At 72.6% G+C, this 22023-nt stretch carries 22 protein-coding genes; 4 read left to right on the top strand and 18 right to left on the bottom strand.

The features are described 5' to 3' along the window. The first annotated feature begins 68 nt into the window (after positions 1 to 68). Together IF655_RS12965 and IF655_RS12960 are read left to right on the top strand one after the other, a co-directional pair. Positions 69 to 617, top strand: a complete 549-nt coding sequence (locus IF655_RS12965; RefSeq protein WP_199584763.1) for a DUF1697 domain-containing protein — start codon at positions 69 to 71, stop codon at positions 615 to 617. A 283-nt stretch (positions 618 to 900) separates the two neighbouring features. Next, positions 901 to 1212 carry a hypothetical protein gene (locus tag IF655_RS12960; RefSeq protein ID WP_199584762.1) on the top strand — a complete coding sequence of 104 codons (312 nt, stop codon included), beginning with the start codon at positions 901 to 903 and terminating at the stop codon, positions 1210 to 1212. A 16-nt stretch (positions 1213 to 1228) separates the two neighbouring features. Here IF655_RS12960 and IF655_RS12955 read toward each other — a convergent pair whose 3' ends face one another. The 14 genes from IF655_RS12955 to IF655_RS12895 all read right to left on the bottom strand — a co-directional run bounded on the left by IF655_RS12955 (position 1229) and on the right by IF655_RS12895 (position 14333). After that, positions 1229 to 1969 (bottom strand): sirohydrochlorin chelatase, encoded by a 741-nt coding sequence (locus IF655_RS12955; protein ID WP_199584760.1) that lies wholly within the window; start codon positions 1967 to 1969, stop codon positions 1229 to 1231. A 6-nt stretch (positions 1970 to 1975) separates the two neighbouring features. Further along, positions 1976 to 2878, bottom strand: a complete 903-nt coding sequence (locus IF655_RS12950; RefSeq protein WP_199584757.1) for an ABC transporter permease — start codon at positions 2876 to 2878, stop codon at positions 1976 to 1978. Beyond that, positions 2865 to 3644, bottom strand: coding sequence for an ABC transporter ATP-binding protein (locus IF655_RS12945; RefSeq protein WP_199584756.1), 780 nt, complete (start codon positions 3642 to 3644; stop codon positions 2865 to 2867). Before IF655_RS12945 ends, IF655_RS12950 begins: the two co-directional genes overlap by 14 nt. Positions 3645 to 3679: 35 nt before the next feature. Beyond that, entirely contained in the window at positions 3680 to 4792 is a 1113-nt protein-coding gene (locus IF655_RS12940) for an aliphatic sulfonate ABC transporter substrate-binding protein (RefSeq protein WP_199584755.1), read from the bottom strand. A 240-nt stretch (positions 4793 to 5032) separates the two neighbouring features. Beyond that, entirely contained in the window at positions 5033 to 6367 is a 1335-nt protein-coding gene (locus IF655_RS12935; RefSeq protein ID WP_199584753.1) for a sulfate adenylyltransferase subunit 1, read from the bottom strand. A 2-nt stretch (positions 6368 to 6369) separates the two neighbouring features. Continuing rightward, entirely contained in the window at positions 6370 to 7314 is a 945-nt protein-coding gene (gene cysD / locus IF655_RS12930; RefSeq protein ID WP_199584746.1) for a sulfate adenylyltransferase subunit CysD, read from the bottom strand. Beyond that, on the bottom strand, positions 7311 to 7901 hold the full coding sequence (gene cysC, locus IF655_RS12925) for an adenylyl-sulfate kinase (protein ID WP_374100268.1): 591 nt from the start codon (positions 7899 to 7901) through the stop codon (positions 7311 to 7313). The genes cysD and cysC overlap by 4 nt, the downstream gene beginning before the upstream one ends. Next, positions 7898 to 8608, bottom strand: a complete 711-nt coding sequence (locus IF655_RS12920; RefSeq protein WP_199584744.1) for a phosphoadenylyl-sulfate reductase — start codon at positions 8606 to 8608, stop codon at positions 7898 to 7900. The genes cysC and IF655_RS12920 overlap by 4 nt, the downstream gene beginning before the upstream one ends. Then, positions 8605 to 8787, bottom strand: a complete 183-nt coding sequence (locus IF655_RS12915) for a hypothetical protein (RefSeq protein WP_161178839.1) — start codon at positions 8785 to 8787, stop codon at positions 8605 to 8607. The genes IF655_RS12920 and IF655_RS12915 overlap by 4 nt, the downstream gene beginning before the upstream one ends. Then, positions 8784 to 10481 carry a nitrite/sulfite reductase gene (locus tag IF655_RS12910; RefSeq protein ID WP_199584742.1) on the bottom strand — a complete coding sequence of 566 codons (1698 nt, stop codon included), beginning with the start codon at positions 10479 to 10481 and terminating at the stop codon, positions 8784 to 8786. The genes IF655_RS12915 and IF655_RS12910 overlap by 4 nt, the downstream gene beginning before the upstream one ends. 179 nt (positions 10482 to 10660) lie before the next feature. After that, complete coding sequence (locus IF655_RS31790; protein WP_309486338.1) at positions 10661 to 10744, bottom strand: putative leader peptide; 84 nt, start codon at positions 10742 to 10744, stop codon at positions 10661 to 10663. 118 nt (positions 10745 to 10862) lie between these two features. Next, on the bottom strand, positions 10863 to 11438 hold the full coding sequence (locus tag IF655_RS12905) for a GNAT family N-acetyltransferase (RefSeq protein ID WP_199584740.1): 576 nt from the start codon (positions 11436 to 11438) through the stop codon (positions 10863 to 10865). Between the two features lie 101 nt (positions 11439 to 11539). Next, positions 11540 to 12871 carry a hypothetical protein gene (locus IF655_RS12900; RefSeq protein ID WP_199584738.1) on the bottom strand — a complete coding sequence of 444 codons (1332 nt, stop codon included), beginning with the start codon at positions 12869 to 12871 and terminating at the stop codon, positions 11540 to 11542. A gap of 157 nt (positions 12872 to 13028) precedes the next feature. Continuing rightward, positions 13029 to 14333, bottom strand: coding sequence for a GAF domain-containing protein (locus tag IF655_RS12895; protein WP_199584737.1), 1305 nt, complete (start codon positions 14331 to 14333; stop codon positions 13029 to 13031). Between the two features lie 453 nt (positions 14334 to 14786). On the opposite strand from IF655_RS12895, the gene IF655_RS12890 reads away from it, so the two are divergent. Beyond that, positions 14787 to 15941, top strand: coding sequence for a YihY/virulence factor BrkB family protein (locus IF655_RS12890; RefSeq protein ID WP_199584730.1), 1155 nt, complete (start codon positions 14787 to 14789; stop codon positions 15939 to 15941). 194 nt (positions 15942 to 16135) lie between these two features. Next, positions 16136 to 17710 carry a carboxylesterase/lipase family protein gene (locus tag IF655_RS12885; protein WP_199584729.1) on the top strand — a complete coding sequence of 525 codons (1575 nt, stop codon included), beginning with the start codon at positions 16136 to 16138 and terminating at the stop codon, positions 17708 to 17710. A 704-nt stretch (positions 17711 to 18414) separates the two neighbouring features. On the opposite strand, the gene mmuM is transcribed toward IF655_RS12885, so the two are convergent. The 4 genes from mmuM to IF655_RS12865 are packed head-to-tail and all read right to left on the bottom strand — an operon-like array spanning position 18415 to position 21947. Next, positions 18415 to 19347 (bottom strand): homocysteine S-methyltransferase, encoded by a 933-nt coding sequence (mmuM, locus tag IF655_RS12880; RefSeq protein ID WP_199584728.1) that lies wholly within the window; start codon positions 19345 to 19347, stop codon positions 18415 to 18417. After that, entirely contained in the window at positions 19344 to 20048 is a 705-nt protein-coding gene (locus IF655_RS12875; protein WP_199584723.1) for an alpha/beta fold hydrolase, read from the bottom strand. Before IF655_RS12875 ends, mmuM begins: the two co-directional genes overlap by 4 nt. Further along, entirely contained in the window at positions 20041 to 20622 is a 582-nt protein-coding gene (locus tag IF655_RS12870; protein ID WP_199584721.1) for a TetR/AcrR family transcriptional regulator, read from the bottom strand. The genes IF655_RS12875 and IF655_RS12870 overlap by 8 nt, the downstream gene beginning before the upstream one ends. A 53-nt stretch (positions 20623 to 20675) precedes the next feature. After that, positions 20676 to 21947 carry an FAD-binding protein gene (locus IF655_RS12865; RefSeq protein ID WP_199584719.1) on the bottom strand — a complete coding sequence of 424 codons (1272 nt, stop codon included), beginning with the start codon at positions 21945 to 21947 and terminating at the stop codon, positions 20676 to 20678. Positions 21948 to 22023 lie beyond the last annotated feature (76 nt).

The raw sequence follows: 22023 nt of genomic DNA, 5'->3' as shown, positions 1-22023 counted from the left end.
CCGGTCCTGCCGGTCCATGGCCGTCGTGCCCACCCCCACGGGGCACGACGGCCCTTTACGGTGGGCGGATGACGACGACCTACGCGGCGCTGCTGCGCGGCATCAACGTCGGGGGCGCCAGGAAGGTCCCGATGGCCGACCTGCGCACGCTCCTGACCGCCCTCGGCTACGACGGCGTACGGACCCATCTCCAGAGCGGCCAGGCGGTGTTCAGCACCGAGACTCGTGAAGAGACCACTCTGGAAGCCGAGTTGAGCAAAACCATCCGCGAACACTTCGGCTTCTCCGTCGACGTGATCGTGCGCGACCACGCCTATCTGAGCGCCGTGGCCGACGCCTGCCCCTTCCCGGCGGACCAACTCGCCCCGAAGCAGCTCCACCTCACCTACTTCTCCGAGCCGGTCAGCTCCGACCGCTTCGCGGGGATCGACCAAACCGCGTACCTCCCCGAGGACTTCCGCCTCGGCGACCGCTGCCTCTACCTCTACGCCCCGGACGGTCTCGGTCGCAGCAAGCTCGCCGAGGTGCTGTCCCGGCCGCGCGTCACCAAGGGGCTGATCGCCACCTCCCGCAACTGGAACACCGTGCGCAAGCTGGTGGAGCTGACGGCGGAGTGAGCGTGCCGCGTCGTTGCGGGCATGTCAGAGCCGAGATGTCAACCCCACGCCTGCGGAATGAGGTTGGCCGATAGTCGACGCCCGGGCGTCACGGTACGAGAGTGAAGGGTGAGGACGGGCACCGAAAGCCGCTGGACACATGGCGCACGGTGACGGGCGGCATCGGTTTTCGGCCTGCCCCCACCCTGTTTCCGGCCCCCGATCCCGTGGCCGGAACCCGCGCGGGCACCCGCCGTCTCGATACCGTCGGTCTACGGTCCCGGATCAGGAGTGAGGACAGGTCTTGAGCACGTACGACCAGCACGGCAACACGCCCGGCGGGTACGCATACGAGGCGGCGGCCCGGGGATGGCTCGAACTGGAGACCCTGATCGAGCTGGCCGAGGGACTCACCGCCGCGCTCCACGCGGAGTACCCGGCGCTCGTCGGCTACGGCGAGTCGATCGAGGCGGAGTTGCAGCTCTCGGCCGAGGACGGGCTGCCGCCCAACCGGGGTCGCATCCGCTCCGCCCTGGAGGCGGTCAGCATCGGCGCCGGAGCGGGCACCGGCAGCCTCACCTACACCCAGCGGCTCATCAACGGGCTCAAGCTCTGACCGGCGGGACGCCCGCTCAGACCCCCACCGGCATCGGGAGCGAGGCAGCCGCCACGGCGTAGCGCTCCAGCAGCACGCGCGCCACCTCCGGCGCCGGACCCAGCACGTCGGCCAGCACGTCCGCCCCGTCCGCACCCCGCGCGATGCGGTCGGGGAGGAAGCCGGGAGCCAGCACATACGGCGCGACCGCGACCCGCTCGCAGCCGAGCGCGCGCAGCTCGCGGACCGCGTCCTCGGTGCGCGGCAGGGCGGCGGAGGCGTACGCCGGTCGCACGGCGCGCCAGCCGGTGCGCCGCCATTCCCGCGCCATGCGGTCGATCACCGCGCGCGCCTCCGGGTCCGAGGACCCGGCCGAGGCCAGCACCACCCCGGTCGCCGCCCGGTCGGCGCGCCGGACACCCGCCTCGTACAGGCGGCGCTCCAGCGCCCCGATCAGCAGCGGCGACGGTCCGAGCACCTCTGCCTGGCGGATCCGCAGACCCGGCGGTGCCTCCCGCAGGACCGCCGGGATGTCAGCCTTCGCGTGGAAGGCGCGGGTCAGCAGCAGCGGCTGCGCCACCACGTCCCGCACCCCGCGCGCGGCCAGCGACTCCAGCACCTCGCTCACCGAGGGGGTGTTGAAGTCCAGGAAGCCCGTCTCCACGTGCAGTCCCGGCCGCAGCGCACGGACGCGCGCCACCAGCGCGTGCACGGTCGCGGCGTGCCGCGGATCACGGCTGCCGTGGGCGACGACGAGGAGAACGGGCGTGTGGAACATGGGACTTCAGCTCTTCACCAGCAGGCCGCGGCTGCGCAGCACCCACCGCTCCAGCGGACTGAAGAGCAGCAGGTCGATCGCGATGCCGACGAACAGGATCAGCAGGATGGCCTCGAACACCATGGCCATGTCGAGGGCGTTGCGGCCGTTCTCCAGCAACTGGCCGAGACCGACGCCCAGATCGGGGAAGGACGCGATGATCTCCGCCGCCATGAGCGAGCGCCAGGCGAACGCCCAGCCCTGCTTCATCCCGGCGACATAGCCGGGCAGGGCGGCGGGCAGCAGGACGTGCCAGACCCCGCGCAGCCCCGAGGCGCCCATGGTGCGGCCCGCGCGCAGGAACAGCGGGGGCACCTGGTCCACCCCGGACACCAGTCCGTTGGCGATGGAGGGGACCGCGCCGAGCAGGATCACGGCGTACATCATCGAGTTGTTCAGACCCAGCCACATCACGGCGGGCGGCACCCACGCCACCGAGGGCAGCGACTGGAGCCCGGACAGGATCGGGCCGATGGCCGCCCGGACGAACCCCACCCGCGCCACCAGCAGCCCCAGCGGGGTGCCGATGACCAGGGCGAGGAGGAAGCCGAGCAGCCCGCGCGAAACGCTGGTCCAGATGTAGCCGAGGAGCTTGCCCTCCAGCCAGTCGTGCTGGACGACGTGCCACACCGCCGACGGCGGGGGCAGCTTGGTCGGGTCGTCGACGACCTTGAAGGTCACCAGCGCCTGCCACACCACCAGGACCAGCAGCACCGCGGTGACGGGCGGCAGGACCTTGGCGGTCAGGGTCCGGCGCAGCGGCGGCCGGGTGGTGCCCGCCGTTTCCAGCGCGTCCAGACCCGCCTCGACGCCGCCGTCGCCGGTGGTCTTGGGCTCGGGAGTGGTCGTCGTGGTCTCAGTGCCTGCCATGGCGGCTGATCTCCCCCCGCAGTACTTCGGTGATCTCCAGGGACAGTTCCGCCACGGGGGCGTCCTCGATGCGGCGCGGCTGCGGGATGTCCACCGTCCACTCGCGGGCCACCCGGCCGGGGCGCGAGGACAGCAGCACCACGCGCTGCGCGAGCCGTACCGCCTCGCGCACGTTGTGCGTCACGAACAGCACCGACAGTCCGGTCTCCGCCCAGATGCGGGTCAGCTCGTCGTGCAGGACGTCCCGCGTGATGGCGTCGAGCGCGGCGAACGGCTCGTCCATCAGCAGCAGACCGCTCTCCTGCGCCAGCGCGCGGGCGAGCGCCACCCGCTGGCGCATACCGCCGGACAGCTCGTGCACCCGCTTGCCGTACGCGCCGTTCAGCCGGACCAGACCCAGCAGCTCCTCGGCCCGGTCACGTCGGTCGGACTTGGGAACGCCCCGCAGTTTCAGGGCGAGTTCGATGTTCTTGCCCGCCGTGAGCCAGGGGAAGAGCGCGTGCTCCTGGAACATCAGGGCGGGGCGCCCGTCCGTCGCGATGGACCCGGCGGTGGGCCGGTCCAGGCCCGCCACCAGGTTCAGCAGCGTGGACTTGCCGCAGCCCGAGGCTCCCAGGAGGGTGACGAACTCGCCCGGCGCGACGTCGAGGCTGATGTCGTCGAGGACGGGCTGCTGCCCGCCGGGGCCGTCGAAGGACTTCGATACGTGCTCGAGGCGGGCGGCGTACTCGGTCGCCGGTCCGGCCTTGGCGAGGGTGGTGGCCATGGTCGTCACCTCCTGGGAATCGTCGGGTTTCCGGGTCAGCTCGTGCCGAGACCGGCGGCGTCGACCTTGGGCTCGCCCTCGGCGCCGAGGACCTTGTTGAGGATCGTCAGGTCGTAGATCCCCTTGAGGGCGGGCTTCTGCAGCAGACCCGCCTTGACCGCGTGGTCCGCCTCGGTGTTCAGGGTCGCCGCCAGGGGGTCGTCGGTGACCTGGATCGACTTCCACGCCGGGTCGAGGATCTCGGCGGGCAGCGCCTTGCCGGAGTCCGCCTCCAACTGCTTGTTCGCCGCCGCCTTCGCCTCGTCCGGGTGGGCGTTGATCCACTTGTTGGTGCGCACCGAGGCGCGCAGCACCGCCTCGACGGCCTTCGGGTGAGCCTTGAGGAACTTCTGCGACACGATGATGTTGGTGATCACGAACTTCTTGTCCGGCCACAGGTCGGACTCGTCGAGCAGCACCTTGCCGCCCTCCGCGACCAGCTTCGACGCGGTCGGCTCCGGCACCCAGGCGCCGTCGATCGAGCCGTTCTTGAAGGCGTCCGGGGTCACCTTGTTGTCGCTGCGGACCACGGTGACGTCACCCTTGCCGCTCTGCGCGTCGACCTTCCAGCCCTGCTCCGCCGCCCAGTTGAGGAACGCCACGTCCTGGGTGTTGCCCAACTGCGGGGTGGCGATCTTCTTGCCCTTGACGTCCTTGAGGGACTTCACCTTCTTGGGGTTCACGACCAGCTTGACCCCGCCGGACGCCGAACCGCCGACGATCTTCAGGGACTTGCCGCCGGACTTGGTCCAGCCGTTGATCGCCGGGGACGGACCGATCCAGCCGATGTCGATGGAGCCCGAGTTGAGCGCCTCGATCTCGGAGGGACCCGCGTTGAAGGTGGCGTACTGCGCCTTGGTGGCGCCCAGTTCCTTCTGGAAGGTGCCCCGGTCCCGGCCCACCAGGGCGGTCGCGTGGGTGAGGTTGCCGAAGTAGCCGATCTTCACGGTGTCGAGACCGTCGATCTTCTTCGCCCCGGCGGCGACCTTCTGGGCGGAGTCGTCCTTGGCCGCCTCGGAGCCGTAACCGCAGGCGGCGAGGGCCAGCAGGGGAAGTACGGCGAGCACGGGGAGAGCCCGGCGGGGGAGCGGTACGCGAGTGGCAGGCACGGGAGGTTGTTCCTCTCGTCGGCCCGGCGGTCACGGAACTTTCAAGCCGTGGCCGGGAGTTCGGCAGTGGGTTTTCGTCTTTGCCGGGACGTCTCCGGGTGGGGGGACTGGGCGCGCGAGCGGTGCGCGTACGTCATCGCACACATCGCGCGACCCCGCCCTGCCCGCTGCCGAGGGCACCGCTGCCGACACGGCCGCCCTCCTTCGCGAACGTCGAATAGAAATCGAGGGAGTTCATGGTCAGAAGTCCCATCCCTCGTCCTCGGCCGCGTCCTTGACCGGCTCCGGGGACGCGAACGACTCGCCGACCATGCCCGCGGTCAGCGTGGTGCCGTCGCTCGGGTCGATCAGGATGAAGGAGCCCGTGCGCCGCGAGTCGGCGTAGGAGTCCACCGGCAGCGGCTCGGCGGTGCGGACCGTGACCCGGCCGATGTCGTTGGCCACCAACTGCCCCGGGTGCGGGTGCAGCGAGAGGTCGGCCAGGGTGAGCCGGGACGGGATGTCCTTCACGATCGCCTTGACCGTGCGGGTGCCGTGCTTGAGCAGCACCCGGTGCCCGACGGTCAGCGGCTGGTCCGCGACATGGCACACCGTCGCCTCCACGTCCCGCGTGACCTCGGGCGCGTCCTGCGCCGGGACGATCAGATCGCCGCGCGAGACGTCGATGTCGTCCGCCAGGAGCACGGTCACCGACTGCGTCGTCCACGCCACGTCCACCGGCACCCCGAGCAGATCGATCCCGGCGACGCGGGTCGTGCGCCCGGACGGCAGCACCGCGACCTCGTCGCCCACCCGGAAGCTGCCCGCCGCGATCTGCCCCGCGTAACCCCGGTAGTCGGGGTGCTCGGCGGTCTGCGGGCGGATCACGTACTGCACCGGCAGGCGGGCGTGGCAGTGCGCCAGGTCGTGGCTGACCGGCACCGTCTCCAGGTGCTCCAGGACGGTCGGACCGCCGTACCAGTCCATGCGGGCCGACGGCTCCACCACGTTGTCCCCGGCCAGCGCCGAGATCGGGATCGCCGTCACCTCCGGCACGCCCAGCTCGGTCGCGTACGCCGTGAACTCCTCGGCGATCTTCGCGAAGACCGGCTCCGCGTAGTCCACCAGGTCCATCTTGTTCACGGCCAGCACCACGTGCGGCACCCGCAGCAGCGCGGCGATGGCGGCGTGCCGGCGGGTCTGCTCGACCACGCCGTTGCGCGCGTCGACCAGGATCACCGTCAGCTCGGCGGTGGACGCGCCGGTCACCATGTTGCGGGTGTACTCCACATGGCCCGGCGTGTCGGCCAGGATGAACCGGCGGCGCGGGGTCGCGAAGTAGCGGTACGCCACGTCGATCGTGATGCCCTGCTCCCGCTCGGCGCGCAGACCGTCGGTGAGCAGCGCGAGGTCGGGCGCCTCCTGGCCCCGGCTCACCGACGCCCGCTGCACCGCCTCCAGTTGGTCGGCGAGGACCGACTTGGAGTCGTGCAGCAGCCGTCCGACGAGCGTGGACTTGCCGTCGTCGACGGAACCCGCGGTGGCGAACCGCAGCAGGGTGGTGGCCGAGAGCGCCTCGGTCGTGATCGTGCTCATGGCTAGAAGTACCCCTCCCGCTTGCGGTCTTCCATCGCGGCCTCGGAGAGCCGGTCGTCGGCGCGGGTCGCGCCGCGCTCGGTCAGCCGGGAGGCGGCGATCTCCGCGATCACCGCGTCCAGCGTGGCCGCGTCGGACTCGACCGCGCCCGTGCAGGACATGTCCCCGACCGTCCGGTAGCGGATCAGGCGCCGCTCCACCGACTCGTCGTCCCTCGGACCGCCCCAGTCGCCCGCCGTCAGCCACATGCCGTCGCGCCGGAACACCTCGCGCTCGTGCGCGAAGTAGATCTCCGGCAGCACGATCTCCTCGCGGGCGATGTACTGCCACACGTCCAGCTCGGTCCAGTTGGACAGCGGGAAGACCCGGACGTGCTCGCCCGGCGCGTGCCGGCCGTTGTACAGGTTCCACAGCTCCGGGCGCTGGCGGCGCGGGTTCCACTGCGAGAACTCGTCCCGCAGCGAGAACACCCGCTCCTTTGCCCTGGCCTTCTCCTCGTCCCGGCGCCCGCCGCCGAAGACCGCGTCGAACTTCGCGCTGCGGATCCGCTCCGTCAGCGGCAGCGTCTGGAGCGGATTACGGGTGCCGTCCGGGCGCTCCTTGAGCACACCCCGGTCGATGTAGTCCTGTACGGAGGCCACATGGAGCCGCAGCCCATGTGCAGCCACCACACGGTCCCGGTACTCCAGCACCTCGGGGAAGTTGTGTCCGGTGTCCACATGGAGCAGCGCGAAGGGCACCGCGGCCGGGGCGAACGCCTTCAGCGCGAGGTGCAGCATGACGATGGAGTCCTTGCCCCCGGAGAACAGGATCACCGGGTTCTCGAACTCGCCCGCCACCTCGCGGAAGATGTGCACCGCCTCGGACTCCAGCGCGTCCAGGTGCGAGAGGGCGTACGGGCTGTCCGTGCCCTCGTCGCCGCCCGTGACCTTGGCGACGGTCGTCATGCCAGTCCCCTCTCGCCGAGCAGCGCGCGCACCGCGGCCGCGGACTCCGGAACGCTCTGCTCCTGGGTCTCGATCCGCAGGTCCGGCGCCTCGGGCGCCTCGTACGGGTCGTCCACACCGGTCAGCCCGGTCAGCTCCCCGGCGGCCTGCCGCGCGTACAGCCCCTTCACGTCCCGCTCGCCGCACACCTCGACCGGGGTCGCCACATGCACCTCCAGATAGGGCGTGCCGTTCTCGGCGTGCCGCTTGCGCACCGCCTCGCGGCTGTCCGCGTACGGCGCGATCACCGGCACCAGCACCAGCACGCCGTTGCGGGCGAGCAGTTCGGCGACGAAGCCGATGCGCTGGACGTTGGTGTGCCGGTCCTCGCGGCTGAAGCCGAGCCCGGCGGAGACGAACTCGCGGATCTCGTCGCCGTCGAGCACCTCCACCCGGTGTCCCTGGGCGCGCAGTACCCCGGCCAGTTCGGTGGCGATGGTGGTCTTGCCCGCGCTCGGCAGACCGGTGAGCCAGACGGTGGCTCCGCTCGTCACGTGTCGCTCCTGAGTCGGTTCGGTCGTCTCGGTCGTCATCCGTGCGGTCGTCATCCGTGCAGTCCGCACTCGGTCTTGGCCCGCCCGGCCCAGCGTCCGGCGCGCGCGTCCTCGCCCTCAAGGACCCGGCGGGTGCACGGGGCGCAGCCGACGGAGGCGTAGCCGTCCATCAGCAACGGGTTGGTCAGGACGCCGTGTTCGGTGACGTAGGCGTCCACGTCGTCCTGGGTCCAGCGGGCGATGGGGGAGACCTTGACCTTGCGGCGCTTCGCGTCCCAGCCGACGACCGGGGTGTTCGCCCGGGTCGGTGACTCGTCGCGGCGCAGTCCGGTCGCCCACGCCTGATAACCCGTCAACCCCGCTTCCAGCGGCTGGACCTTGCGCAGCGCGCAGCACAGGTCGGGGTCGCGGTCGTGCAGCTTCGGACCGTGCTCGGCGTCCTGTTCGGCCACCGTCCGCGCCGGGGTGAGCGTGATGACGTTGACGTCCATCACGGCCGCCACCGCGTCCCGGGTGCCGATGGTCTCCGGGAAGTGGTAGCCGGTGTCCAGGAACACCACGTCCACACCCGGCCGTACCCGCGAGGCGAGGTGGGCGACCACCGCGTCCTCCATGGAGGAGGTGACGCAGAACCGCTCGCCGAAGGTGTCCACCGCCCAGCGCAGGATCTCCGGCGCGGACGCCTCCTCCAGCTCACGTCCGGCCCGCTCGGCCAGTCGCCGCAACTCCTCGTCGGTGCGCTCAGTTTGAGTGGCCGTCATATCGATCCGTCCCCTCCGTCGTCGGCTCGCCGCAGTCCCCGGGCGAGCAGCCCGAGGAACTTGAGCTGGAAGGCCCGGTTGCACGCCCCGCATTCCCAGGCGCCGTGTCCCTCCTCGCTGGGGCGCAGGTCCTCGTCACCGCAGTAGGGGCAGTAGAACGGCGCGGCACGCTCGCTCACGACAGCGCCTCCTCGGAAGCCCGCGCCGCCCAGACGGCGAACCGCTCGCCGTCCGCGCGCTCCGCCTGGTAGCGCTTGAGCACCCGCTCCACGTAGTCCGGCAGCTCCTGCGAAGTGACCTTCAGACCACGGACCTTGCGACCGAAGCCCGCCTCCAGGCCGAGCGCGCCGCCCAGGTGCACCTGGAAGCCCTCCACCTGGTTGCCGTCGTCGTCCAGGACCAACTGGCCCTTGAGACCGATGTCCGCGACCTGGATACGGGCGCAGGCGTTCGGGCAGCCGTTGATGTTGATGGTGATCGGCTCGTCGAACTCCGGGAGACGGCGCTCCAGTTCGTCGATGAGCGCGCTGCCGCGCGCCTTGGTCTCCACGATCGCGAGCTTGCAGAACTCGATGCCGGTGCAGGCCATCGTGCCGCGCCGGAACGGCGAGGGACCGACCTTCAGGTCCAGCGCCTCCAGCGCCGCCACCAGCGACTCGACCCGGTCGGCCTCGACATCGAGCACGATCATCTTCTGCTCGACGGTGGTCCGCACCCGGCCCGAGCCGTGCTCCTCCGCGACACCGGCGATCTTGGCCAGCGTCGCGCCGTCGACCCGGCCGACCCGCGGCGCGAAACCGACGTAGAACAGTCCGTCCCGCTGCCGGTGCACGCCCACGTGGTCCCGCCAGCGCTCCACCGGCTGCTCGGGCGCGGGACCGTCAAGGAGGGGACGCTTGAGGTACTCGTCCTCAAGGACCCGACGGAACTTCTCCGTACCCCAGTCCGCGACCAGGAACTTCAGCCGGGCACGGTTGCGCAGCCTGCGGTAGCCGTAGTCGCGGAAGATCGAGATGACGCCCTCGTACACGTCGGGCACCTCGTCCAGCGGCACCCAGGCGCCGAGCCGCACACCGATCTTCGGGTTGGTCGACAGTCCGCCGCCCACCCACAGGTCGAAGCCCGGTCCGTGCTCGGGGTGGACGACACCCACGAATGCGATGTCGTTGATCTCGTGCGCCACGTCCAGCAGCGGCGAGCCCGAGATCGCGGACTTGAACTTGCGCGGGAGGTTGGAGAAGTCCGGGTTGCCGATGATCCGGCGGTGGATCTCCTCGATCGCCGGGGTGCCGTCGATGATCTCGTCCTCGGCGATGCCCGCGACCGGCGAGCCCAGGATCACGCGCGGCACGTCGCCGCACGCCTCGGTCGTGGACAGCCCGACGCCTTCGAGGCGGTTCCAGATCTCGGGCACGTCCTCGATACGGATCCAGTGCAACTGGATGTTCTGCCGGTCGGTGATGTCGGCCGTACCGCGCGCGAACTCCTCGGAGACCTCGCCGATCACACGGAGCTGCTCGGTGGTGAGACGGCCGCCGTCGATCCGCACCCGCAGCATGAAGTACTTGTCGTCCAGCTCCTCCGGCTCCAGCACCGCGGTCTTGCCGCCGTCGATGCCCGGCTTGCGCTGGGTGTACAGACCCCACCAGCGCATCCGGCCGCGCAGATCGTTCGGATCGATCGAGTCGAAACCGCGCCGGGAGTAGATCGTCTCAATGCGTGTCCGCACATTGAGACCGTCGTCGTCCTTCTTGAGCTGTTCGTTGCCGTTGAGCGGGGTGTGGTGTCCCATCGCCCACTGGCCCTCGCCGCGGTGGCGGCCGGCCTTGCGACGGGGCGCGGAGGCAGCGGGGGGCTGGGGGGTGGCGGCCATGGTTCTGGAGTCCTTCGACAGCGTTGGACAGGGGCCCGGCGCGCAGCGCCGTCGTTGCGGGGTGGCGGTCGGGCGGCGGGCGGGAGGCTCTGGCCTGCGCACGTGCAGCGCGCACGTGGGCTTGCGCACGTGCGCGGCGTTGCGCGAAAAGCGAAAAGAGAATCGGCAGGGCTGGTGTGTCAGCTCGCCGGACAGATGGCGCTGGACATGCGGCCGAGATCGACGTGCCGTCGACTCACCAGGGCGATTCCAGTTCCAGACATGACGGCAGCGTTGCACGCGGATCTCCGGGCAGTCCACCATTGTCCGGATTCTGGACGCATCCATTCTGCATGGCGAGACGGACGGGGTGCTTCCGCCGAGCCCGTCCCGCCGTGCGGCTCACTCCGTGAACGCGCCGGGCCACGGTCCGGGCGTCGCCGCCGCCCGCTCCAGGGCGACCTCGGTGTCGAACAGGGCGAAGCCGCGCCGCTGGTAGTTGGCCAGCGCGAACTCGCCGTCCTTGCTGCACGTGTGCACCCACACCCGCTTGGTCGGCGGAAGCCCCGGCCACCGCTCGGCCAGGTCCCAGGCGCGCGCCGTGCCGTACGACAGCAGATGACCGCCGATGCGGCGCCCCCGGAAGGCGGGCAGCAGCCCGAAGTAGGCGATCTCCACCACGCCGTCGCCCTTGGCGTCCAGCTCCACATATCCGGCCGGAGTGCCGTGGTCGTACGCCACCCATGTCTCCACCCCGGGACGCGCCAGATACTCCCGCCAGCGGGCGTGGCTCCAGTCGAGCCGGTCGATCCAGTGGATGTCACCGCCCACCGAGGCGTACAGGAAGCGGCTGAACTCCGGCGAGGGCACCTCGGCGCGCACGATCCGCACGGCGTCGCCCTCGGGGGCGGCGGCGGGCAGGAGGTCGCCGGGGGAGTTCTGCTCCAGGGACCAGGTGGTGACAGGGACGCTGTTCATGACGGCCAGAGAATCATCGCCCGCGCCGACCTGTCGATCCCTTTCGTCGCCCTCGCCCCGGAACACGCGCTCCGTGCTCGCCCCGGAACTCCCGACCGGAGTCAGTCCAGCGACTTCTCCAGTCGCGCCAGCGGCACCGCGAACAGCATCCGGTCCGACAGGGACCACACCTCGCCGGTCTCCTGCCAGTACGACAGCGAGCCCGCCGAATCCGTCCAGCAGTGGTGGGAGGAGTCCGAGCCGCACTGGGCAGCCGCCGCGCCCCGGGTGTCCTGACGCCACAGTCCGCCCCGGCCGTCCGTCTTCGGCTGTGTCCCTATGTACCAGGACGACACATCCGCGCCGGGACGGTGGTAGGAGAGCACACCCCGGACGGCACGCGCCCGGGTCCGGAACACCTCGACCGCGTCGGCGCGCCCGGTGGCGTCGGTGGCGAGGAGACCGCTGCGCGCGGGCGCGTTGCTGAACGCGTACCGCCACAGCCGGGTGCGGCGCTCGCCGGACGCCGAGGTCCGCTCCCCGGCCACCAGGCTGTCGGGCGAGGTGCCCCGGTCCAGCGAGAGCGGGCCCGGGCAGGGCGGTCCGGAGGCGCCGCAGCGTCCGTCGTGGAAGCGGTACGAGCCGATGGCGGGCATCACGTACCGGTAGCCGCCCGCCGACCAGCCGTGCGGCACCCGGCCGATGGCGGGCTCGTCCACGGTGGTGCGCTGGATGCGGTCCAGGTCGTAGACGTAGAGCGCCTCGGCACCCGTCCGACCCGCGCTGACCAGCAGTTTGTTGTCGTACCAGACCATCCCCGAGATCCGGGAGTCCAGCCCCCGGTAGTCACGGCCGCCGTTCTCGGGCACCACCAGGAGGACCCAGCGGTAGACGGGCCGGGCGGGGTCGTCGAAGTCCACGAAGGCGACCCGGGCGAGACCGCGCTCGGCGCCGGGACCCCGGGTCGTGCTGTGGCTCCAGCCGGTCAGGACCACCCGGTGCGTGCCCCAGACACCGTCCTCGTCCGCGTCCCCGGAGGTGGTCACCGAGGCGGGACGCCAGGCGGTGTCGCCGGTGTCGGCGCGGTCCCAGCAGTAGGAGCGGGTGGCGGCCGGGGTGAGCGGCAGGGTCGCGCGCTCCTCGGCGTCGCAGGCGGCGCCCACGCGCATCGTGCGGTCCGCGCCGCGCAGCACGGTGTCCACCCCGACCGGGCGCCCCATGGACCCGGCGAGCCGGTCGAGCGTCCGCGCGGGCACCAGGTGCTCCTGGAGGCGCGGCGAGGCGGTGTCCGCCTGTGCGGTGAGCGGTTTGAGCGAGCCCGGGTTGCCGGTGACCGTGGCCTGCGAGGCGCTGATCAGCGTGGCCGCGGCGGTGAGGGCGAGGCCGGTCCCGGTCAGGACCGCGCGCAGGGCCATGCCTCGTCTGCGCCTGCGGTGTCTGCCGCGATGCTTCATGTCTCCTCCCGAGGCGGTCCAACTGCGCCCTGCGATCGTTGCGTTGATCACCAGGCCGTTGGGCGGACCCGTCAGGGATGCTACGGCAGCGAGCGCCGCTCCGGGGGGAGGACCCCGCAAATACGGGGAAGACGCCCGCGTTCGGGGGGCGTTCACCCTACTCTGTTCGGACCCGCTGTTCGCACTCCGCCCCACTGGACGTGCCCACGGGACTGCGCAGCCCTGCCAGCGCGGGTGCCTTGGAGTGGGGCAGCAGATCGGCCGGCTCCTCGGGCAGCAGTACCTGCACGTCCGCGTCCTCCCGGAACCGGTAGGGGCGGTCCAGCAACAGCGCGCCCAGATAACGCCGTACGCGCGACATCTCCGCCCGCACCGTCACCGTCCGGGACGCGTCCCCGAACAGGTCCTCCGCGAGACCGGCCGCGCTGTGCCCCGCGCGGTGTTCGGCGAGCAGCAGCAGCAACTCGGCGTGCCGGGCGCTCAGTTCCCGTGACCAGGGACCGGCGCCGCCGGACACCGTCAGCGTGCGGCGGTCGGGACGGGAGAGGTCCAGCGTCATCCGCACCCCGGCCGCCGTCTCGTCCGCCGCCCGCACCAACCAGCCCCCGGCCAGCGGCTCCACGGCGCACGAACCCAGCGCGGCGAGCCAGCGGCGGCCCGGCGAGAGGGAGTTGGGCAGCGCGAGACGGCGGACGTACGGCATCCCGGTCACCGCCGCGGTCCAGCCGTCGCGGTCCACGACGAGGGCGCGTCCCTCCAATCGGGCCAGCACCGGCGCCCCGACCGTGCGCAGTCGCTCCAGCGAGGTCAGATGCAGCTCGCGCAGCCGCGCCTCGGCGAGCTTGGCCACCGAGTCCACCCAGGCGAGGGTCGCCGGGTGCATCGTCTCCAGCGGACCGCTCACGTCCACCACACCGAGGAGCCGTCCGTCCCGGGGGTCGGTGATCGGCGCGCCGGAACAGGTCCAGGAGACGTGCGAGCGCACGAAGTGCTCGGCGCCGAACACCTGCACCGGTCGCCGTACGACCGCCGGGGTGCCCACGCCGTTGGTGCCGACCGCGCCCTCGCGCCAGTCGGCGCCCACCTCGAAGCCGAGCACGTCGGCCTTGCGCAGCACCGCCGGGGCGCCCTCGCGCCACAGCACGCGGCCCTCGGCGTCGGCGACGACCATGATGTGCCGCGCCACGTCCGCGACCGACAGCAAGCCCTCGCGCAGCACCGGCAGCACGTGCCGCAACGGCGACTGGCGCCGTCGGCGCCCCACCTCCTCGGCGGACAGCAGCCGCGAGCCCCGTGCCTGTTCGGGGTCGATGCCGCTGCGCAGCATCCGCGCCCAGGACTGCTCGATCACCGGACGGGGCGCGATCCGCGCCCGCTTTCCGGCGAGTCGTGCCTCGCGCACCTCGCTGAGCACCCGCGCCGCCTGTGCCGCGTCCACGGCGGCCAGGCGCGCCATGTTCATGGGCGGGTCCACCACTTGCGCCTCCCGGAAGATAGGCGTCCAACACATGTGTCGAGCCAACCCGGCGGCGGCTTCCGGGCCAGCGGTTCCCCATACTGCCGTCGAGTGGGGGTCGAACACAGCGCTCCGCGCACTCTCGGCAACAAGTTGCAACCTCCTGCAACCCTGGTGAACGGCACGGGGCGCACCGACACTTGAGCCCTGCGCCGCCCCCGGGCGGTGCGTGCGCCCTCCAAGGGGCCCGAGGGGCGGGGGTGGTGCCGTGTCGGCGCAGCACCACCCCCGCGACCCGGGAGAACCCCCACCGACCGGAGATCCCCAGTGCTGTCCGGCGCGCGCGGACCGGTCGACCGGCCGTACCCGCCCCGGCACATGCGCGCTCATCGGCCTCGCGGCACAGGCGTTCCGCCCCGCGAGGTGAGGGCCGCGCGCCGCGGCGGATACCGTTAGGACGTGCAGTCAGCAAGTGAAACCCCCGAGCGGCTCCGGGGCCGCCTCCACCGGGCCAGAGCCCTTTACCGGAACGTCTCCAAGCGGAGGACCGCCTGGCTGCTGCTGACGGACACCGTCAATTCCTGCATGGAGTACCGCATCCTGGGCCTCGCTGCCGAGGCTGCCTTCTTCACGCTGCTGTCCGTCCCGCCCCTGCTGCTCAGCCTCATCGGGCTCCTCGGCTACGTCGACGACTGGACCGGCGCCGACACCATCCACAGCCTGGAGACCAACCTCCTGGAGGCTTCGCGCACCGTCCTGTCGAACAAGGGCGTCACGGAGATCGCCGAGCCGATCCTTGACGACGTGATGAAGGGCGGCAGACCCGACGTCATCTCCATCGGCTTCCTGTTCGCCCTGTGGTCCGGCTCCCGCGCGGTGAACGTCTTCATCGACACCATCACCGTGATGTACGGCCTCGACGGCGTCCGGGGCATCGTCAAGACCCGCATCATGGCGTTCCTGCTGTTCATCGTGGCGCTGCTGATCGGCTCGGTGGCGCTGCCGCTGATGGTGGCGGGACCCGACGCGGTGGTCGGGGTGCTGCCCTGGTCGGCGACGGTCGTCCAGGTCCTCTACTGGCCCGTCGTCATCGTCCTGTCCATCGTCTTCCTGACCACGCTCTACCACGTCTCCGTCCCGGTCCGCTCGCCGTGGATCGAGGACGTGCCAGGCGCCCTGGTCGCCCTCGCCATGTGGGTCCTCGGCAGCCTCCTGCTGCGGGTGTACCTCACCCACACCATCGAGGGCGCCACCATCTACGGCTCCCTGGCGGCGGCCGTCGCCGTGCTGCTGTGGATCGGGGTCTCCGCCTTCGCCGTGCTCGTGGGCGCGGCGGTGAACGCCGCCATCGACCGGGTCTGGCCCGCCGCCGCCACGGCCGCCGCCCGCGAGGCGAACGAACGGCAGCGGGAGGTCCAGATCGCGGAGTACGTGTCGCGGGCCGCCGCGGCCCGCGACAGCGACCCGGACGACCCCGACATGCCCTCCGAGTTCCCCGAACGCTGGTCCCGCTTCCTGCCGCCCGAGGACATCACCGGACGGCTGCGCGCCCACGCCAGGAACACCCACCACACGCCGAAGGGCGGGACGGAGCGGGGGCGTCCGGAGCGGTGAGCGGCGTGGGCGGCGCGGGCGGGGAGCGCGGGGAGCGTGCCGCGCGGGTCCGTGCAAGGGAATACACCCGCCCTGTGTGGCGCTCTGACATGTGGTGCTCTCCTATGTGGTGCCGTGTGTGATCGCGACACGCTCTGTGTGTGATCGGCACATGTGCGCGGCGAGGGGCTGGTGGGCGGAAGGGCTGGTGGGCGATGACCGCAGACCGCACGGACCCGGTGGTCCGCACGCAGCACGGCGCCGTACGCGGGCGCTACGAACAGGACGTCGCGGTGTTCCGGGGTGTCCCGTACGCCGCGCCCCCCTTCGGCCCCCGCCGCTTCCGGCCGCCCGAGCGCCCCGAGCCCTGGGACGGCGTGCGCGACGCCGGGGACTACGGACCGACCGCGCCGCAGGTGCCGTACTCCGAGGCGTTCTCCGGCTACCTCTCCGACCCGGTCGTCCCGGGCGAGGAGTGCCTCAACCTCAACGTCTGGACCCCCGAGCCCGGTCCCGGCGCCCGGCTCCCCGTCCTGGTCTGGCTGCACGGCGGCGCGCTGACCAGGGGTTCCTCGGCGGTACCGGTGTACGGCGGCGGTGCCTTCGCCCGTGACGGGGTCGTCCTCGTCTCGGTCAACTACCGGCTCGGTGTGGAGGGCTACGGGCTGTTCCCGGACGTGCCCGCCAACCCCGGGCTGCGCGACCAGCTCGCCGCGCTGCGCTGGGTCCACGAGAACATCGCGGCGTTCGGCGGCGACCCGGACAACGTGACCCTGGCCGGCCAGTCGGCCGGTGCCATCAGCGCGGGCGTCCTGCTCACCGTCCCCGAGTCGCGGGGGCTGGTCCGGCGGGCCGTGCTGCAGAGCGGCGCGCCGGAGGTCTCCGAGCGGGACAAGGTGCGGCGGATGGTGCGCCGTATGGCCGCCCGGTTGAAGGTCCCGGCCACCGCGGTCGCCTTCGCCGCCGTCGACCGCGACCTGCTGCTGCGCGCCCAGGCCGAGGTGGGGCGGCTGAGCAGCCCCGTGCTCGGCGGACCCGCCTTCGGCATCGTCCCCGACGGCGACCTCGTGCCCGCCGACCCGCTCCAGGCGCTGGTCGACGGCACGGCGGCACCCGGCGTCGACCTGCTCATGGGCTGGACCCGGGACGAGTACCGGCTGTGGCTGGTCCCCGGCGGGCTCGTGGAGCGCGTCGACCGGCTCGGCGCCGTCGCGCTGGCCGGAGCCATGGCCCGCTGCCGGGTCGGCCACGAGGTGCCGCGCGGCTACCGCGCCCTGCGCCCGGGGGCGGGCGCCGCCGAGATCGTCGGGCAGATGGTCACCGACCACATGTTGCGCGTGCCCATGCACCGCATCGCCGACGCCCGTCCCGGCACCGCGCACCTCTACGAGTTCGCCTGGCCGTCCCGCCGACCGGGGCTCGGCGCCTGCCACGCCCTGGAGCTGGGCTTCGTCTTCGACACCGGCGAGTTCCCGGAAGCCGTCAAGCTGGCCGGGCACGGCGCGCCGCAGCACCTCGCCGACACCATGCACGCCGCCTGGGTCCGCTTCGCCGCCACCGGCGACCCCGGCTGGCCCGCGTGGGACGCCACCCACCCCGTGCGGGTCTTCGACGACGGCGACGCCCCCGCCGTCGCCTACGGCCCCCGCGACCCCGAGATCGCCCTCTGGGCCACCGCCCCACCCCTCCGGGACCCCACCCCCACCCCCTCCATCGTCCGCATCCCCCACACCGACCTCTCCTCGGCGGTACGCCGCCTGCGCCGGTCGTCTGCGACGCGGAAACACTGAGGACTCTCGGGGCGCGGGCTCCTCCGGCGCGGGCGTTGCGGCCCGTGGCTGTGCGGGACCGAGACGCGGGCTGCGGCAGGTGCGCGGTCGCGGCGGCCGTCCGGCCTGGGCGCACGCGTGCTGTCGGTCCGACCGGAGAGGCACCAGCCGCCGGTACCGCCGCCAGGCCCCGTCCCCGCTCAGCGGACTCCGTCCCCGGCGGACAGCGCCCGCTGCGGTCGCGGCCACCGTTCAGTGCCGCGCGCACGCCGCCACCGGTCCGCCCGCGAGCTACAGCCCGCCAGGGCCCGCCGACGTCGCCCTTGCGCGCGGTTCAGCGAGGCTTAGCCCTCGGCGGGCAAGCCCCTGTTGCGAGGGCGGCTGCTGTTGGGGGGCGTGTGCACGCCGCGACCGGCCCGTCTGGCGAGGGGTTCCCTTCAGGGCCTGCCGACGTTGCCCTTGTGCGGTGTCCGGTGGGACTCCGCCCCCGGCCGGACAAGCGCCCCGCTGCGGTCGCGGTCACCGTTCAGCGCGTGTGCACGCCGCCACCGGTCGGAGCGGCGAGGGGGGTCTGTCAGGGTCCGCCGACCGGCCCTTGCGTGCGGCTCGGCGGGACTCCGCTCCCGGCGGGCAAGCCCTCGTTGTGGACGCGACTGCTGTTCCGGGCCGTGCACACCCGCCACCGGCCCGCCCAGAGAGGCACGCCCCGCCAACCCCACCCCCGGTCACCGCACCCCCGCCACCCGCCCCGCCACCGCCCCGATCGTCTCCGGTCCCACCCGGCAGCACCCCCCGATCAGCCGCGCCCCCGCCGCGCGCCACGCGTCCACCAGGCCGGTGTCGAAGGTCGTGCGGCCGTCCCACGTGCGGGTGTCCGCGTTCCAGGACTCGCCGCTGTTGGGGTAGACGACGACCGGTTTGCCCGTCACGCGGTGGGCTGTGTGGACGGCGGGCAGCGCGTCCTCGGGGGCGCAGCAGTTGACGCCGACCGCGATCACCTCGTCCGTGTCGGCGGCGAGCCGGAACGCCTGCTCCAGGGGCTGCCCGGCTCGGGTGTGCCGCCCGGAGACGGTGTAGGACAACCACACCGGCACCCCGAGCCCCCGTACCGCGCGCAGCAGCGCCTCCGCCTCGACGGTGTCCGGCACGGTCTCCAGGGCCAGCACGTCGGGCGCCGCCTCCGCGAGCACCTCAAGGCGTGGCCGGTGGAAGCGTTCCAGGTCCGCGGTGCTCAGCCCGTACCGCCCCCGGTACTCCGAGCCGTCCGCGAGCATCGCCCCGTACGGTCCCGCCGACGCCGCCACCCAGAGCGGCCGGGCCACGTCCGCCGCGCGGGCGGCGTCCCGCGCCAGTTCCACGCTCGACGCCATCAGCCGCGCGGCCGTGGGCCGGTCGATCCCGCGTCTGCCGAAGCCTTCGAAGGTGGCCTGGTAGCTCGCGGTGATCGCGACGTCGGCGCCCGCCGCGAAGTAGGCGAGGTGCGCCTCGGTCACGGCCTCGGGGCGCTCGGCGAGCAGACGGGCGGACCACAGCTCGTCCGAGAGGTCGTGCCCGGCGGACGCCAACTGGTTGGAGAGACCGCCGTCCAGCACGAGCGGACCGGCGGCCAGTGCCTCGGCCAGTGAGGGGATGCCGCGCGTACCGGGATCGCTGCTCATGCCCCCGAAGCTAGTCCCCCGAGCAGCACCTCGGTCAGCCGGTCCGCGAACTCCGCCGGATGCTCCAGCGTGCCGAGATGCCCGCCGGGGAACTCCAGCGACCGGCTGCCGAACCGGGCGGCCAGGAACTCGGCGGACCGGCGCGGCAGTTCGCCCCGCGAGTCCGCCCCGACGGCGAGGGTCAGCCGTTCCGGCTCGTCCGGCGCGGCGGGCACGTACGCCGTGAAGGGGCGCAGCACATGCGCGAGGAAGACCCCCATCGGACCCTCGGGGCGCGCTCGGTCGTCCCCGTCCAGCGCCGCGATCAGCTCGCGCCGCCGCTCCTCCCCGTCCGGCAGGACCAGCGCGCAGGGCGGCTCGTGCGCGACCACGTGCGCCAGCCGCCCGGGGTGCCGGGCGAGCAGGTCGAGGGCCGCGATGCCGCCCGAGCTGGTGCCGAACACGCGGGCCCGCTCGTCCGGCGGCAGGACGGCTTCCAGCACCCGCCGCGCCCCGCCGCTCCAGTCCCGCGGACGCTGGTCCGGCACCGGCAGCCCCAGCCGCCCGTGGGCGAGACCCAGCGGGTCGTACGTCACCACGGTGAACCGGCGGGCCAGCCGCTCGGTCAGCGGGTCCAGACCCATGGGATGCCCGGCGCCGCCCGGCATCAGCAGCAGCACGGGACCGCCACCGGTCACGTCGTAGTACGGTCCCTCACGCATCGCCGGACTCCCTCGGCCAGTGGGTCAGCGCCCGGTGCAGAGCCTCCACGCCCTTGTCCCAGGACGCCGTGACGTCGCGGTCGGCGCCGAAGCCGCCCGCCGACTCCAGGACGCAGTAGCCGTGGAAGGTGCTGCGCAGCAGGCGGACGGCGTCGGTGAGGTCGGGCTCGGCGAGGCCGTAGGCGCGGAGCATCCCGTAGGTGATCTCGGCGGTGCGGCGCAGGGCGGGGGAGTCGGCGATCAGGGACTGGTCGACGCGGATCTGGGTGGCGGCGTAGCGGCCGGGGTGTTCGAGCGCGTAGGAGCGGTAGGCGCCCGCGAACGCGGTCAGCGCGTCGCGGCCCGCGCGCCCGGCCACCGCCGCCGCGATGCGGTCGATCAGCTCGCCGCCCGCGTGGAGCGCGAGCCGGGTGCGCAGGTCGTGCAGGTTGCGGACGTGCGAGTAGAGGCTCGCGTCCTTCACCCCGAAGCGCCGCGCGAGCGCGGACAGCGTGACGTTCTCGAAGCCGGACTCGTCCGCGAGTTCGGCGGCGGCCGCGACCAGCCGGTCCACGGTGATGCCCGCGCGGGCCATCGGTCCACCTCCCTAGGATTCCTCGGCTGAATCCTAGGGCATCTAGGAAGTCGTTACGGCAGCTCCAGCGCCTCCCGCACGAACGCGTTCGTGAACTTGCCCGTCGGGTCCAACTCCCGCGCCAGCGCCCGGAAGTCGCCCAGACGCGGATAGCGCTCGCGCAGCACCTCCGGGGGCGTGGCGAACACCTTGCCCCAGTGCGGGCGCGGCGCGAACGGGTCCAGCGCCGCCTCCACCGCGCGCACGGCGGGCAGGACGGCAGGCAGGTCGTCCACCCAGGTGAAGTGCAGCGCCACCGAGTCACGGCCGTAGGCGGGGCTCAGCCACTGCGTGTCGGCGGCGATCGTGCGGACCTCGCAGGTCAGCAGCGGTCCGGAGACCTCCGCGCGGACGGCCTCCAGCGCGCGCAGCGCGTCCGTGGCGGCGGTCCTCGGCAGCAGGTACTCCGACTGGTACTCCGCGCCGCTGCTCGGTGTGAACTCGGCCCGGAAGTGCGGCAGTCGCTCGTGCCACGGACCCGGCACCCCGAACTGCCCGGTGCAGTTGACGGCGGGCATCCCCGGCACCGGATGCGCCGCCTCGGTGGCGGGCGCCGCCCACGGGAAGTCCACGGGCGCCTGATCGGTGCGCCGCTTCACCCACACCGTACGAAAGCCCGGCGCCCGCCAGTCGGTGAACAGGCTGACGCTGTACGCCGATCCGGCGACCGCCTCGAAGTCCAGCCCGTCGAGGGGCAGTTCGGTGAAGACATGCTGCTCCACCTCGTACGCCGGTTCCAGGTCCAGGGTGAGCGCCGTGACCACCCCGAGCGCGCCCAGCGAGGTCACCGCGCCGTCGAACCCGGCGTCGCCGCGCGCGAGTTCCACCGTCGTGCCGTCCGCCGTGAGCAGCTCCACCCGCCGCACCGCCGAGGCGAGCGGGGCATTGCCGATGCCCGAGCCGTGTGTGCCGGTCGCCACCGATCCCGCCACCGAAATGTGCGGCAGCGAGGCCATGTTGGCGAGCGCGAGCCCCTGCGCGTGGACCGCGCGGGCGAGTTCGGCGTACCGGACGCCGCCCGAGACCCGGACCGTACGCGCCTCGGTGTCCACGTCGACGACCGGCGGCAGCGCGGCCAGCGAGACGAGGACGCCCTCGCCGCCGGGGTCCGCGACCGTGTTGAACGAGTGGCCGCTGCCCAGCACCCGTATCCGCGCGGCGGCGGCGACCAGGTCCCGCAGCGCCGCCACGGACTCGGGGCGGTGGAACTCCTTCGCCGTGTAGGTGATGTTGCGGGCCCAGTTGGTGACCGCCTGCCGCCCGGCCGTGCGCGCCGTCTCCGTCATCGTCGTCGTCCCTCCCCGAGAGTGCTCTACGGCCCGACCTTCTCACCCCGCGACGCCCCGGGGAAGATCACTCGGG

The organism is Streptomyces sp. DSM 110735 (assembly GCF_016482685.1).
Taxonomy (GTDB): Bacteria; Actinomycetota; Actinomycetes; order Streptomycetales; family Streptomycetaceae; genus Streptomyces.
This window is presented reverse-complemented; position numbering and strand designations above follow the sequence as displayed.

Bases quoted from the DNA above. Each gene is read 5' to 3' on its own strand.
- IF655_RS12910 (WP_199584742.1), bottom strand. From the start codon at position 10,481: ATGGCCGCCACCCCCCAGCCCCCCGCTGCCTCCGCGCCCCGTCGCAAG.
- IF655_RS12935 (WP_199584753.1), bottom strand. From the start codon at position 6,367: ATGAGCACGATCACGACCGAGGCGCTCTCGGCCACCACCCTGCTGCGG.
- IF655_RS12955 (WP_199584760.1), bottom strand. From the start codon at position 1,969: ATGTTCCACACGCCCGTTCTCCTCGTCGTCGCCCACGGCAGCCGTGAT.
- IF655_RS12875 (WP_199584723.1), bottom strand. From the start codon at position 20,048: ATGCGTGAGGGACCGTACTACGACGTGACCGGTGGCGGTCCCGTGCTG.
- IF655_RS12865 (WP_199584719.1), bottom strand. From the start codon at position 21,947: ATGACGGAGACGGCGCGCACGGCCGGGCGGCAGGCGGTCACCAACTGG.
- IF655_RS12900 (WP_199584738.1), bottom strand. From the start codon at position 12,871: ATGAAGCATCGCGGCAGACACCGCAGGCGCAGACGAGGCATGGCCCTG.
- IF655_RS12905 (WP_199584740.1), bottom strand. From the start codon at position 11,438: ATGAACAGCGTCCCTGTCACCACCTGGTCCCTGGAGCAGAACTCCCCC.
- IF655_RS12965 (WP_199584763.1), top strand. From the start codon at position 69: ATGACGACGACCTACGCGGCGCTGCTGCGCGGCATCAACGTCGGGGGC.
- IF655_RS12895 (WP_199584737.1), bottom strand. From the start codon at position 14,333: ATGAACATGGCGCGCCTGGCCGCCGTGGACGCGGCACAGGCGGCGCGG.
- IF655_RS12870 (WP_199584721.1), bottom strand. From the start codon at position 20,622: ATGGCCCGCGCGGGCATCACCGTGGACCGGCTGGTCGCGGCCGCCGCC.
- cysC (WP_374100268.1), bottom strand. From the start codon at position 7,901: ATGACGACCGCACGGATGACGACCGAGACGACCGAACCGACTCAGGAG.
- IF655_RS12920 (WP_199584744.1), bottom strand. From the start codon at position 8,608: ATGACGGCCACTCAAACTGAGCGCACCGACGAGGAGTTGCGGCGACTG.
- IF655_RS12950 (WP_199584757.1), bottom strand. From the start codon at position 2,878: ATGGCAGGCACTGAGACCACGACGACCACTCCCGAGCCCAAGACCACC.
- mmuM (WP_199584728.1), bottom strand. From the start codon at position 19,347: ATGAGCAGCGATCCCGGTACGCGCGGCATCCCCTCACTGGCCGAGGCA.
- cysD (WP_199584746.1), bottom strand. From the start codon at position 7,314: ATGACGACCGTCGCCAAGGTCACGGGCGGCGACGAGGGCACGGACAGC.
- IF655_RS31790 (WP_309486338.1), bottom strand. From the start codon at position 10,744: ATGTCTGGAACTGGAATCGCCCTGGTGAGTCGACGGCACGTCGATCTC.
- IF655_RS12885 (WP_199584729.1), top strand. From the start codon at position 16,136: ATGACCGCAGACCGCACGGACCCGGTGGTCCGCACGCAGCACGGCGCC.
- IF655_RS12945 (WP_199584756.1), bottom strand. From the start codon at position 3,644: ATGGCCACCACCCTCGCCAAGGCCGGACCGGCGACCGAGTACGCCGCC.